The organism is Buttiauxella izardii (assembly GCF_003601925.1).
Lineage (GTDB): Bacteria > Pseudomonadota > Gammaproteobacteria > Enterobacterales > Enterobacteriaceae > Buttiauxella > Buttiauxella izardii.
The window spans coordinates 40,174-52,766 of record NZ_QZWH01000015.1; the positions used below are offsets into that span (position 1 = coordinate 40,174).

At 46.3% G+C, this 12,593-nt stretch carries 13 protein-coding genes and 1 pseudogene; 5 read left to right on the top strand and 9 right to left on the bottom strand.

Annotated features, from left to right (window positions below):
* The first annotated feature begins 125 nt into the window (after positions 1-125).
* The 4 genes from radC to mutM all read left to right on the top strand — a co-directional run bounded on the left by radC (position 126) and on the right by mutM (position 2,307).
* Positions 126-791 carry a RadC family protein gene (gene radC, locus D6029_RS08520; protein ID WP_418230253.1) on the top strand — a complete coding sequence of 222 codons (666 nt, stop codon included), beginning with the start codon at positions 126-128 and terminating at the stop codon, positions 789-791.
* A 216-nt stretch (positions 792-1,007) separates the two neighbouring features.
* A complete protein-coding gene (gene rpmB / locus D6029_RS08525) occupies positions 1,008-1,244 on the top strand; it encodes a 50S ribosomal protein L28 (RefSeq protein ID WP_034461465.1) in 237 nt (78 codons plus the stop codon).
* A 13-nt stretch (positions 1,245-1,257) separates the two neighbouring features.
* The gene (rpmG, locus tag D6029_RS08530; protein ID WP_002208990.1) at positions 1,258-1,425 is read left to right on the top strand and encodes a 50S ribosomal protein L33; all 168 of its coding nucleotides are present in this window, start codon (positions 1,258-1,260) and stop codon (positions 1,423-1,425) included.
* A 72-nt stretch (positions 1,426-1,497) separates the two neighbouring features.
* Positions 1,498-2,307, top strand: coding sequence for a bifunctional DNA-formamidopyrimidine glycosylase/DNA-(apurinic or apyrimidinic site) lyase (gene mutM / locus D6029_RS08535; RefSeq protein WP_120064364.1), 810 nt, complete (start codon positions 1,498-1,500; stop codon positions 2,305-2,307).
* Here the strand turns inward: mutM and coaD are convergent, their stop codons facing one another.
* The 7 genes from coaD to rfaQ all read right to left on the bottom strand — a co-directional run bounded on the left by coaD (position 2,308) and on the right by rfaQ (position 9,324).
* Complete coding sequence (coaD, locus tag D6029_RS08540; RefSeq protein ID WP_120064365.1) at positions 2,308-2,787, bottom strand: pantetheine-phosphate adenylyltransferase; 480 nt, start codon at positions 2,785-2,787, stop codon at positions 2,308-2,310.
* Positions 2,784-3,557, bottom strand: a complete 774-nt coding sequence (locus D6029_RS08545) for a glycosyltransferase family 2 protein (RefSeq protein WP_120064366.1) — start codon at positions 3,555-3,557, stop codon at positions 2,784-2,786. The genes coaD and D6029_RS08545 overlap by 4 nt, the downstream gene beginning before the upstream one ends.
* Entirely contained in the window at positions 3,557-4,831 is a 1,275-nt protein-coding gene (waaA, locus tag D6029_RS08550; RefSeq protein WP_120064367.1) for a lipid IV(A) 3-deoxy-D-manno-octulosonic acid transferase, read from the bottom strand. The genes D6029_RS08545 and waaA overlap by 1 nt, the downstream gene beginning before the upstream one ends.
* Positions 4,832-4,997: 166 nt before the next feature.
* A complete protein-coding gene (locus D6029_RS08555) occupies positions 4,998-5,999 on the bottom strand; it encodes a glycosyltransferase (RefSeq protein WP_120064368.1) in 1,002 nt (333 codons plus the stop codon).
* A gap of 20 nt (positions 6,000-6,019) precedes the next feature.
* Entirely contained in the window at positions 6,020-7,120 is a 1,101-nt protein-coding gene (locus tag D6029_RS08560; RefSeq protein ID WP_120064369.1) for a glycosyltransferase, read from the bottom strand.
* A 3-nt stretch (positions 7,121-7,123) separates the two neighbouring features.
* Positions 7,124-8,251: a glycosyltransferase family 4 protein gene (locus D6029_RS08565; protein WP_120064370.1), complete on the bottom strand. Its 1,128-nt coding sequence runs from the start codon at positions 8,249-8,251 to the stop codon at positions 7,124-7,126.
* The gene (gene rfaQ / locus D6029_RS08570; RefSeq protein ID WP_418230252.1) at positions 8,248-9,324 is read right to left on the bottom strand and encodes a putative lipopolysaccharide heptosyltransferase III; all 1,077 of its coding nucleotides are present in this window, start codon (positions 9,322-9,324) and stop codon (positions 8,248-8,250) included. The genes D6029_RS08565 and rfaQ overlap by 4 nt, the downstream gene beginning before the upstream one ends.
* Positions 9,325-9,483: 159 nt before the next feature.
* Between rfaQ and D6029_RS08575 the strand changes: the two are divergent.
* Positions 9,484-10,442: pseudogene (locus D6029_RS08575) on the top strand (polysaccharide deacetylase family protein).
* A 16-nt stretch (positions 10,443-10,458) separates the two neighbouring features.
* Here the strand turns inward: D6029_RS08575 and D6029_RS08580 are convergent.
* Positions 10,459-11,673 carry an O-antigen ligase family protein gene (locus D6029_RS08580; RefSeq protein WP_120064372.1) on the bottom strand — a complete coding sequence of 405 codons (1,215 nt, stop codon included), beginning with the start codon at positions 11,671-11,673 and terminating at the stop codon, positions 10,459-10,461.
* A complete protein-coding gene (locus D6029_RS08585; RefSeq protein ID WP_120064373.1) occupies positions 11,661-12,581 on the bottom strand; it encodes a glycosyltransferase family 2 protein in 921 nt (306 codons plus the stop codon). The genes D6029_RS08580 and D6029_RS08585 overlap by 13 nt, the downstream gene beginning before the upstream one ends.
* Between the last annotated feature and the right edge of the window lie 12 nt (positions 12,582-12,593).

A 12,593-nucleotide genomic window follows, 5' to 3' on the forward strand; every position in this document is an offset into this window, starting at 1 on the left:
TAGGTAACGACTTTTTTGCAATTTGCGAGGCATCCCCAGCGTCGGAAATCTGCCCGTCGCTTGTGCTTGTTGAGTTATGCACAATAGCGGCAATGAAGGGCAAGGAGGTTCTGATGGATAAGATAATGACGCTCGGCAACAAGAGTATGCCGCGCGAAAAGCTGCTGAAATATGGTGCCAGTTCGTTGTCTGATGTGGAATTACTGGCCCTTTTTCTACGCACAGGCTGTAGGGGAATGAATGTGCTGGCGTTCGCACAGCATTTGCTTAATCAGTTCGGCTCATTAAGCAGGTTGTTGTCGGCGGATTATTCGCAATTCAATGATGTGAAGGGCATTGGTGCTGCCAAGTATTCGCAACTTAACGCCATTGCTGAGCTGGCGAGGCGTTATTATTACTCGCGTGGTGTTGAGGAATTAACCTTAAAGGGGCCAGATTCGGTCAGGGAATTTATTCAGAGCCAGCTGACGACCGCTGAGCGTGAGATCTTTATGGTCATTTTTCTCGATAATCAGCATCGAGTGATTAAATATAGCCCAATGTTTTCTGGAACTCTGAACCATGTTGAGGTCCATCCAAGAGAAATTGTGCGCGAAGCGATGAAATCAAATGCAGCGGCGCTAATACTCGCGCATAATCACCCGTCTGGTCGAGCAGAACCGAGCAAAGCTGATCGTGTTATTACCGAACGTATCGTAAAAGCTTGCCTGTTTATGGAAATCCGAGTGCTCGATCACCTTGTTATTGGCCGTGGAGAGTACGTTTCTTTTGCCGAACGTGGGTGGATTTAAGTCGAATTAGGCGATCCTTGGGGATCTTTGTCTGTTCGGGACTTGAGCACATGCGTTATGCAGCGTATACTACGCCACCTTTGAGAATCTCGGGTTTTGGCATTATGCGCCTGGCACTGTGGTTCACATTGAACCGCCAGGGACCAGGCTTGCGGCCTGACGAGGCGCCATAACCCTATACGAAGCTCGAGCTAATTTGATTTTTGGAGAATAGACATGTCCCGAGTCTGCCAAGTTACTGGCAAGCGTCCGGTGACCGGTAATAACCGTTCCCACGCAATGAACGCGACCAAACGCCGTTTCCTGCCGAACCTGCACTCTCACCGTTTTTGGGTTGAGAGCGAGAAGCGTTTTGTCACACTGCGTGTATCTGCTAAAGGTATGCGTGTAATTGATAAGAAGGGTATCGAAACGGTCTTGGCCGATATGCGTACCCGTGGCGAGAAGTACTAAGAGGAACTAAGTCATGGCTAAAGGTGTTCGCGAGAAGATCAAGCTGGTTTCTTCTGCTGGTACTGGTCACTTCTATACCACCACGAAGAACAAGCGTACTAAGCCGGAAAAACTGGAACTGAAAAAGTTCGATCCAGTTGTCCGTCAACACGTACTGTACAAAGAAGCTAAAATTAAATAATTTTAGAATCTTTGATGAAAACCTCGCTTCGGCGGGGTTTTTTTGTTTTAGGGTTTTGAGACTGGAGGAACGATGCCTGAATTACCTGAAGTAGAAACCAGCCGCCGCGGTATTGAACCGCATCTGGTTGGCGAAACCATTCTTCACGCCATTGTGCGCAATGGGCGGCTGCGTTGGCCTGTCTCTGACGAAATCCATGCTCTAAGCGATAAACCCGTTCTCAGCGTGCAGCGCCGGGCTAAATATCTGCTGCTCGAGCTTCCGGACGGTTGGATTATTATCCATCTCGGAATGTCTGGAAGTTTGCGCATCCTCCCTGAAGATTATCCCGCTGAAAAACACGACCACGTTGATTTGGTCATGAGCAACGGCAAAGTGCTGCGTTATACCGATCCACGCCGCTTTGGCGCATGGCTGTGGGCGAAAGAGTTAGAAGGAAGCAATGTACTCGCGCATCTTGGCCCTGAGCCATTAAGCGAAGAGTTTTCAGCCGATTATCTACGTGAAAAATCCGCGAAAAAGAAAATGGCGATCAAACCCTGGCTGATGGATAACAAGCTGGTGGTCGGCGTAGGTAATATTTATGCCAGTGAATCGCTGTTTGCAGCGGGAATTCACCCTGATCGTGCAGCGCAGTCACTCTCAAAAAGCGAATGCGAATTACTGGTCAAAACGATAAAAGCGGTTCTGCTACGTTCGATTGAACAGGGCGGGACAACGTTGAAAGATTTTTTACAGTCTGATGGCAAACCTGGCTATTTCGCTCAAGAGCTTCAGGTTTATGGGCGAACAGGCGAGCCGTGTCGGGTATGTGGCGCGCCAATTCTCATTAGCAAGCACGGGCAACGCAGCACATTTTATTGCCGCCATTGCCAGAAATAATCACTTCAGCTTTTTAAGTAACGCCTGATGCACGCATCCTGGTAAGAAGTGTGTGACGTCACCTGCGTGGCGTGCGACTTCTTTGACCAGCGATGAAGAGACAAAAGACCACTCTTTTGACGGCATCAGAAACACACTTTCCAGTTCTGGCATTAAGTGGCGATTCATATGAGCCAGCTGCATTTCATATTCAAAATCCGCCGCTGTGCGTAACCCACGAACCAGAACATTCGCCTGTTGGGTTTTGGCAAAATTCGCCATCAAATCACTAAAGCCAATAACCTGAACATTCGGTAAATGTGCTGTAACAGCTTGTGCCAACTGCACTCTTTCTTCGAGTGTGAACATGGTTTTTTTGTGTGGGCTGTTAGCAATCGCCAGAATTAAGGTGTCGAACATCGTTGCCGCACGAGTGACGATGTCCAGATGACCGTTGGTGATAGGATCGAAAGTGCCTGGGTATATCGCTCGTGTGGTCATTGAAGTTTTTCCGTATAGCCTTGATTCAGCGCCCAGAGTTCAGCGTACTTGTTGAACGTGTATTGTGCATTGACGACGGCCAATAGCCATCCCTGTTTACCGTCAAGAAAGCCAGCTCGCAGCAGAAGCGTTTTACAAAAAGCACCCAACGTATGACCGAAAATACCTGCAATAGAAACTTTCTTTCCGCGTTGGTGACGCTCTTGCGCCCATGCGGTCGCATAATTTAATTGTTTACGTTGGAAGCTGGCGAAATCACGGCAGGTCAAATGGAGCAAATCCCCCTTCAGTGGGACGACTTTTGCTCCAGGTGCTTCGAGAGATTCATGAACTTGATTGTCATTATAGCGGTAACGCGAGCGGGCATAGAGGCGAGTTACACGGTCGGGATACCAACCACTGTGGCGCATAAAACGGCCGAGAAACAGATTACGGCGGGCAATGCTGTAAACCGCATCAGGCTGAGGATTTTCTAATACAGATTTCAGCGCGCTGGCCAATTCTGATGTCACTCGCTCATCGGTATCGATCATCAGAATATAATCGTGGCTGGCGTAGATCTGTGCGAGCTGGCGCTGTTTGCCAAAACCTTGCCAATCTTCATTAATAAAAACTTTTGCGCCTGCCTGAAGGGCTATCTCAACGGTAGAATCAGTGCTTCCCGAATCCAGTAACACTACTTCATCTGCCCAGGCGACGGATGCCAGGCAATCTGGCAGAACATCAGCCGCATTTTTAGCGATCATCACGACGGACAAACGGTTGGGCATTAATGGCTCCGTTGTGGCAGATACGGTTGCAGTAATTGTAGCAAGCGTTGTAATGCGCCTTGATTCTGGTGCAGCACTTCCACGGCATGGCGACCATAGTAAAGACGATAATCTTCGTCAGTCAGCAATGTGGTGATTTCGTTAACCAATGAATCCGCATCTGTAACGGTAATCAGCCCGTCAGCACTCTGCAATTTGGCGCAAATATCTTTGAAGTTGAAAGTATGCGGACCCATCAGCACGGGAATCGCGTGAGCGGAAGGCTCCAGCGGATTATGACCGCCACGCTCAACAAGGCTGCCGCCCACAAAGGCGAGATCGGCAATTCCGTAAAGCATCATCAGCTCGCCCATGGTGTCGCCGATCACCACCTGGGTGCTGTTCGATGGCTTTTCACCGCTGCTGCGCATGATGTAACTGAAGCCGGCTTTTTGCGCCATATCCCGCGCATCTTTAAAGCGCTCAGGATGGCGTGGCACAAGAATTAACAGCAAGTCCGGGAATTTGGCCAGCAACTGGCGGTGCGCATCAAGAATAATGCTCTCTTCGCCATCATGAGTGCTGGTGGCTATCCAGACTTTGCGATGTGGCGCCCATTGGCGGCGCAAAGTAATCGCGCGCGCGGCAAGTTCAGGCGTCACGGAAATATCAAATTTCAGGCTTCCTGTTACCGTAAGCTGCGAACGTTTTAAGCCAAGGTCGATGAAACGATTACCATCTTCTTCATTTTGCGCAGCAATCAGCGTGATTTTGCTCATCAGGCGACGGGTGAAGTTGCCTAATTTTTTATACCCTTTTGCCGAGCGGGCAGAAAGACGGGCATTGGCAATGACCAACGGGATTTTGCGTTTGTGTAATTCGTTGATCATGTTCGGCCATAACTCGGTTTCCATGACGATAACCAGTTTAGGGCGCACGGTATTGAAAAAGCGCTTCATGGCGCAAGGCAGGTCGTAAGGCAAATAAACGTGATGCACGTTTTGCCCAAAGGCGGATTGAGCCCTTTCGGAGCCGGTTGGCGTCATGGTGGTGACGGTAATGGGAATGGTTGGGTAACGGTGGCGTAATGCTCGGACTAACGGAATCGCAGCCAGTGTCTCGCCAACGGAGACTGAATGCAGAAGAATACCATCGGGTTCCACTTTTCCACGGCAATAACCGTAGCGTTCCGCCCAGCGTTTACGGTACGCGGGAGCTTTACGGCTACGGAGTAAAAGTCGCAGCCACACGATTGGCTGAATAAGGTAGAACAAAGCGGTATACAACGATTCCAAGCGAATTTTCCGTATTTTATTATCGGCGGGCAAATTCTAAGCATTCGGGAAGCTTAAAGCTATCGTTTTGGTAACTTCACGAAGGCATTGCTTAGTATTCAGATAAGTTAATGTGGGTATTAGAAAAATGGAGGGTGGCGCGCGGCAACCCTCACAGAATGATTATCTAGCCCGGTACGCGTGTCGCTTTCTTCAGTTTCAGATAGCGGCGACCCAGACGCCAGCGCAGGCGGAATCCACAGGCATTTTTCCAGATAAGTTGCCAGATCCCGCGATCAAAAAACTCCTGAATGATCATCTTTTTCTTTTGCGGATCTTTCATATTGTTGAAAGTATGGAGAATCCCAAGACCTTCTTTCGCAATTTGCCAGTTACAGGCCGGTATGTTTTTCACCGCTTCCGGATAACGCTGATTAATGGCATCCAGCATTTCCAGGATTTTCATATAGTGACGAGCTGAGCGGATTAGCGTGTCATCAGTATCCGGTTTATGGGAAACCGAAGCCGAATGAATGTAGTAATCGTAAAATTGCTCTTCGGTGTATTGGACGCGTTCTGCCGCCAGTAAGACTTCAGTTGTCCAGGGAATATCCTGATGACGCAAACCCGGTTCAAACCTAAACCCGTGGTCACGAATAAAATCATGACGATAAAGATTCAGCCAGGTGACATGAAGAAACTTGCGGGAATCCAAAGCACGTTTAAGCCAGGTGGGGCCGCTTAATACGCCCGTAGACTGAAGTTTGTCATGAGGGAAAATGGGGCGCGAAGGTTTCTTGTTGTTCTCATAAACGTAATTACCATTACAGGTAACAACATCCAGATTGCCTTTCAGGGCTAAATCCAGCAAATGGCGGTACATGCCCGGCTTGAAGTCGTCGTCGATATCCGGGAAGGAAAGATACTCGCCTGTTGCTACTGCAAGGCCAGTATTGCGTGCGATTGATACGCCCTGGTTTTCTTGTTCAAGCACTTTCATATCAGAGAATTTGCTACGCCAGGCCTCTATTATCGCCATCGAGCCATCTGTTGAACCATCGTTCACCATAATGACTTCCATGCTGTCGATATTCTGGGCTTCAAGGCAGGCAAAAAACTGGGGCAGAAAATCTTCACCGTTATAAACGGCGACGACAACGCTAAGCAGTGGGCGTGAATTCTGTGACATAAAATTACCTGAAAATTTCGTTATCTTTCTTCTGTTGCCAGAGACAAATACTGTCGGCAAATGGCACCAATGCTGTAAGACTCAATCGTCGTAGTATCGATATTGGGCGGATTGTTATAAATATCCGACATGGTATCGGCGAGCTCCTGATCACCCATTCCCGAAAGTCCGCGCGCCAGTTCCCCGGTAAGGATTTCTACAGGGCCGCCGGGGCAAAGCGTACTCACGGCAGGAGTCTGGCAAATCAGGGCTTCAACCAGCACATTACCAAACCCCTCGCAATCTGAGCTCAGAACGAGCATCCGAGCGTTGGCAATCCATGGATATGGATTAGGAACGAATGAATTAAACATCACGCGGTCAGCAACGCCTGCAGCGGTGGCAATTGCTTTTAACTGGGCGATTCGTTCTTCGCTGCCGTTACCCATCAAAACGAGTGGGGCTTGAATCCCACTAAGTGCATAGGCCTTGATTAGCCGATCATGACGTTTATGTTCGTGAAAGCGGCCAACGTGTATCAGATAATCCTTTCCGGCCATTTCACATGGCTCAGTTGCCTTCAGGTGGATTCCGTCGATATCAAAGGGGTTATGAATCACGGCACTTTTGGACAACGTAATCCCAAAGTGGGTCGAGATGTCATGCAGCACGGCCTGTGAAACGCCAATGACATTGCTATTCTGATAAACGTGTTGAATTTTCTTGCGTTTTAGCCAGCGAGAAAACCCCTGACGGTGCTTAAGGTAGGAATAAGAGAACATTCCATGAACACAGTACCAGAGCTTTTCACGCGGAATAGATTTCGTCAGGGCAACAATGCGATCAGTCTTATGCAGATGTGAGAAGACGAGGTCAAAACTTCCTTTTTTCTGTGCCTCGACAATAGCGTTATCGAGCAGCGCGGCGCGGCGAGAAAGTTCTGTCAGTTTACGCCAGGGCTTCTTGTAGGTATCCAGAATGACCTGATAATCCACACCTTCAGGGATTTCGTAGTCACAGACGCGACGCAGGGAGAACACTGAAACCTGATGGCCCATTCCAACCAAACCTTTCGATAAGGTCAGCACGGTTTTTTCAGCACCGCCGCCAGGTAAACCATCAATAATCATTAGGATACGCATCGTCTAATCCAGTATGTTTTGATACAGCGAAATAAGTTGCTGTGAAAGTTTTTCCGGTGTCGCATCCCTGACACATTCTCGTGCAAATATCCCCATGTTTTCGTCAATAAGGCGTGATGGGATTGCCATCACGGCATCTGACAATTGGGTAATATTTAACGCATCGCAAACGTATCCATTTTGTCCGGTCGTTATAAATTCAGCCCCGCCACAAGTGGGCGAGGTAATAACCGGTAAACCACATGCCATTGCTTCAAGAATCACATTTGGGAATGGATCATATAGTGTTGGCAGTAATAGTCCATCAACGGCCTGGTAAAAAGGCAGCGTATTTTTCTGCATTCCCATAAACCGAACACGGTTCAGGCACCCCAGAGATTGTGCCAGTTCCTTGTACTGTTTTTCTGCTTTATCTTGCCCGACAACGACAAGATAGCGATCGGTATTCGCAATGGTTTTTATTGCACCGGCAAGCCCTTTGCGCTCGAAACCTGAGCCGACAAACACCAGCGCCACCGCGCTTTGTGGGATGGCTAACTCATCGCGCAATTCCCCCCGCCGCGCTTCATTTGCCGGAACGAAGCGGGAGGAGTCAATAGCATTATAGATGACATGTATCTTATTAGCAGATATAGAAAAATCTTCGATAATTTCTCGTTTTACCATCTCGGCATTGCAAATGACGGCTTTTAACTCAGGAGCCTGATACATCGCCTGTTCAGCTTGCATCACATAGCGATGGTATCTGTCCAAAAACATCCATTTTTGGCGCCATGCGGGTAAAATCCTGGCGCGTTGCATAAGCCAACGGCGATGAACGCCGTCACCTGCCCGATAAATATCGCAGCCTGCAATACGTTCATGGCTTTGCACAATGTCGAAATTCTCACGCTGCCACAATTCCCTGGCTGCATTCGCAAAGCCTTTTTCACGGCTGATACGGCCCAGTTTCATGGGATCGCAAATATGAATATGCCAATTGTCCTGCCGCTCGCCTTGCCATTGCCGCGTGATAACGTTCAGTTCCATATCGTGAGCGCTTAGCGCTTCCAACGCTCGAGAAACAAAACGTTCAGCACCTCCGTCCGGGCGATATTTTTGGCGGACTATGGCCAGACGACAATGCTTCATAACAACTGTTTCCTTGCGGCAGCAACAACGACATCCACGGGGATCGCATCGAGATAGCGTTCTTTAGTATTGGTATCTATTTTGTCCGGATCCGGCAGTTCGCCATAATGGCCTGCCCAAATGACTTCACCGATGACTTCCCATGGGCTCCAGAATGTGAGCTTTGAAGGCCCAAACAACGCAATGCACGGAGTTTTCAGCGCCGCGGCCATATGCATGGGGACGGAGTCAACGCCAATAAAAAGACGTGCATGGTCGATAAGTGCAGCTAATTGTCGCAGGGTTAACTCGCCTGCAAGTGAATGGATGCGCTCTGGCGGACACAATGAGCGGATCTTCTCAATCATCGCTTTTTCGTTTTTATCGGGCCCGGAAGTCAGTATCAGTGTATGACCGTCATTTTGAAGTGCCGTGATGGTTTGCGCCATTTTGCTTTCATCCCAACATTTGAAGAACCAGCGAGATGTTGGCTGCACCACAATAAATGAACCCTCAACACCTTTGCTTTGTAGCCGGGATTGAACGGCTTGCCAGTCATCAGGCAGGTAACCCATCGTGACACTTTTGCAGTCAGCAATGGCCAGGGGAGCAAGAATTGAGAGATTTTGTTCAACGGTGTGCAGTGCTTGATGACCGGTCACTGAAGCAAGTTGAGTATGGCAATGTTGCCAGAACCATCCCCGGCGTTTATTGAAATCGAAACCAATGCGCGCAGGTGCGCCAGTAAAGCGAGTCACAATGGCACTACGCCATTGGTCGGCAAGGTTAAGCACCAGAGAATACTTCTGCTGACGCAATGTTTTGAGTAAATGCCATTCCTTGCACAAATGCTGGCGAGTGCCGAGTTTGCGCCATTTACGGTCAATACCATAAATACGATGAATGAATGGATGGGCCGCTAGCATGTCTCGCGTTTCTTCATAAAGCAGAACATCAATTTCTGCCTGCGGCCACCCCTGATGCAATGCATTGATCACCGGAGTGGTTAGCAACATATCACCGTGATGGCGTAGCTTTATTAGTAAAATACGAGCAGGTGGCTCGCCTGCGAGAGAATTCAAAGCGTTATTCATTATCATCTTTCGGTGATTAACCAATGGGTGATTCTAATAGACCTTGCGTATGGTTGCTACATTTGTGCTCAGGAGTCGGATAATTGAACGCAAGTGGTTTGCCCTTATCTGGTAGGCTGCGTAACATGATGTAAACATCGTTTTAGCCCAGAGACGGAAATGACCAAACCAGCATTCATCATTACCATTGATACCGAAGGCGATAACCTGTGGCAAAACCACCGGCAGATCAAAACTGAGAATGCCCGTTACCTGCCTCGTTTTCAGTCGTTATGTGAAAAGTATGGTTTCAAACCGGTATGGCTAACTAATTATGAGATGGCAATCGATCCGGATTTCATCGCGTTTGCTAAAGATGTTATTGCCGCGGGCAAGGTGAAGTCGGCATGCATTTGCACGCCTGGAACAGTCCGCCTGATTATGATTTAACAGGCGACGATTGGCGCTGGCAGCCATATCTTATTGAGTACCCTGATAAAATCCTGCGTGAGAAAGTGGTTTATATGACCACGTTGCTGGAAGAAACTTTTGGTACAAAAATGCTCAGCCACCGTGCGGGGCGTTGGGCTTTTGATAGTCGCTACGCCAAACTGCTGGTGGAGTTAGGATACAAAGTGGATTGTTCAGTAACTCCACGGGTTAACTGGCGAAACGCGAAAGGTGCACCCACTGGAAATGGCGGAACGGATTATCAACATTTTCCGACGCAGGCTTATTTCATGGATTTGGAGAAGATTAACCAGCCGGGAAATTCCGCATTACTCGAAGTGCCGATGAGTATCCAGTATAAGCACAGTGCATTAATGAATGGTTTTAAACGCAGTTATGACCGACTTCGTGGGAAATACCGTAGCCCTTCTGTTAACTGGCTGCGTCCATCAGGGGGTAATGCCGCGCAAATGATCGCGGTAGCGGAAAAGACATTATCTCAGGGAAATGATTACGTTGAATTTATGCTTCATTCATCAGAATTTATGCCGGGTGGAAGTCCGACATTCAAGGATGAAGAGGATATTGAACAGTTATATCAGGATCTGGAGACGTTATTTTCGTGGCTTGCGGAACGGACGAAGGGAATGACGTTGGCAGAGTATTATGATTTTAAGAAAGCCGGGTAACCCCGGCTTTTGCTTGCTAGGCTTCTTTTAACTTCACTTGAGGATTAATACTACACACGCCAATAAGTGCGACGTAAAATAGAATTGCCTCTGAACTTAAAAGGAGCACATCACTTAAGCCATAGACAATTAAGCCATTCATGACAAACAGCAACGGAGTATTACGCTCTCGTAACGCTGACCAGCATATAGCCATATACAGCCATAGTAAAGCCAGGCCGCCAAATACCCCTTGCAATGATAACGTTTCAATCATTTCATCATGAAGATGAACATTTAGGAATTCCATGGTCGATCGATATTGAGGGTGTTGCGAAGTATATTTTTCTGAATAATCAAAGCGTGATTGCATTGATTGCCCCAGCGGTGCATGCACAAAATTCTTTATACCCATCGTCCACATAGAGAAACGAGCACCTAATGAGGTGTTATCTTGCCCCTCCTGATAGAGCGCAACTTCATTATATGTTTGCTCAATTTTTGGATGGATGTAGTTCTTATATAATGAAAAGATTGCTACAGCTGATATGACTAATACCACTAAAGTTGATTTAAAGTGGATCTTCTTAAAGTGATAAAAGGTCATGACACCTATAATGAGCAAGTGAAAAATGATTGCTGCTCGAGTCCCAGTCAATATCGTAACTACAAATGACAAAAGGATAGTTAAGGCTGCAATAATGTAAAGCACAGGTTTTTTTTGTGTATAAAATAAATAAGTTAATAACATGCTGAACGTTGAATAAATATATGCAGCATTAGTCGCCCGGTTCAAACCCATTTCAACACGAACCATGCCATGCATTGATTGCCAAATTGCGTAACTAGATGCGGCAACAAATCCAGCACTTACAATACAAAGCATGATTTTTTTATAATCAATGTTGCCAAGATAATCACTGCATTGAGTTAGATAGAATACTAAGAACCCACCTAAGACCAATTTTTTACCGCCGTTAAGCTGGTCACTATAAATGTTATACCCGTCCGGGTGATGTTCTAAAACAAAAAACCAAATTAATTTAACAATACCAAAAACAATTATTGGATATGCGACATTAAATTTTTTAAAGTTTAGCTTTTTACGCTCAACAATAAGTCCTAAAATCCCTAAGTATATTGCAATGTAATAAAAATCTCTTTGGGTCGATGTTTTTATTAATGCAAAGGAGAACGACAGAATAGCAAAAACAAACACCATAAAATAGAGACGAATTTTTAATTTTTCCATAATGTACTCAAAGCCTTTCTTTTGTAGCTCAATCGCACGTTGTGATTCAAAAAGAATCCTAATGAATGAGTCATTAAGACACGTTTTTCTACAACATCTTTTTGGTTGCTTTCTTTTAGAAAGATCGAATGTTTGAGGTAAATGTCCAACCAATGACACAGTATTAAATGATGGAATTTCTTGGGTAAGACAGTTTCCATTTTTAATGTACATACAATCAGATTTGTAATTTTGCTCTGATCTGGAGTTGTGGATAAACTTCCTGAATGTTTAATATAATAATAAGGACTGTCATATTGAAAATATATATCCTGCGCATCTAATAACATGCTTGGGAATATATAAAAATCTTCATAGCATGTCATTGATGGGATAATATGAGAGCGATAAATATCACGCTTAATAAACTGACCACAAAGATAAGCTTGAAGATCTTTATGGATTAGGAAACGAGTAATTGTCTCATCTTGAGATAACTTTTCAGGATTCAGACCAGACCATTGGTGATCTATTTTATTTAAATCACGAATTTCATGTAATCTAGTCAAAAGCATATCAGGACGAGTGTTTCGTAAGAAAGAAAAAATAGCAGGAAAACTTCCTGACTTAACGATGTCATCGCTATCCAGCATAGTGATGTACTCCCCTTGAGATAAGGAAATACCATGCTGGCGAACTAAACCGACGTTTTTATAATCCACGGCCGAAACAGAGACTTGTGAATGCTGATCGGCAAATTTGGCTATGATATCAGCAGTAGAATCTTTAGAGGCGTCATTAATAATTATAATTTCAGACTCTTCAATCGCAGAACCCAGCGCATTGAGAAGACTTTGAAATGTAGCACCAATGGTTGCTTCACAATTGTGTGCGGCGATGATGATGCTCAGAAGTGGCCTTTCAGTCATATTTTACTCATC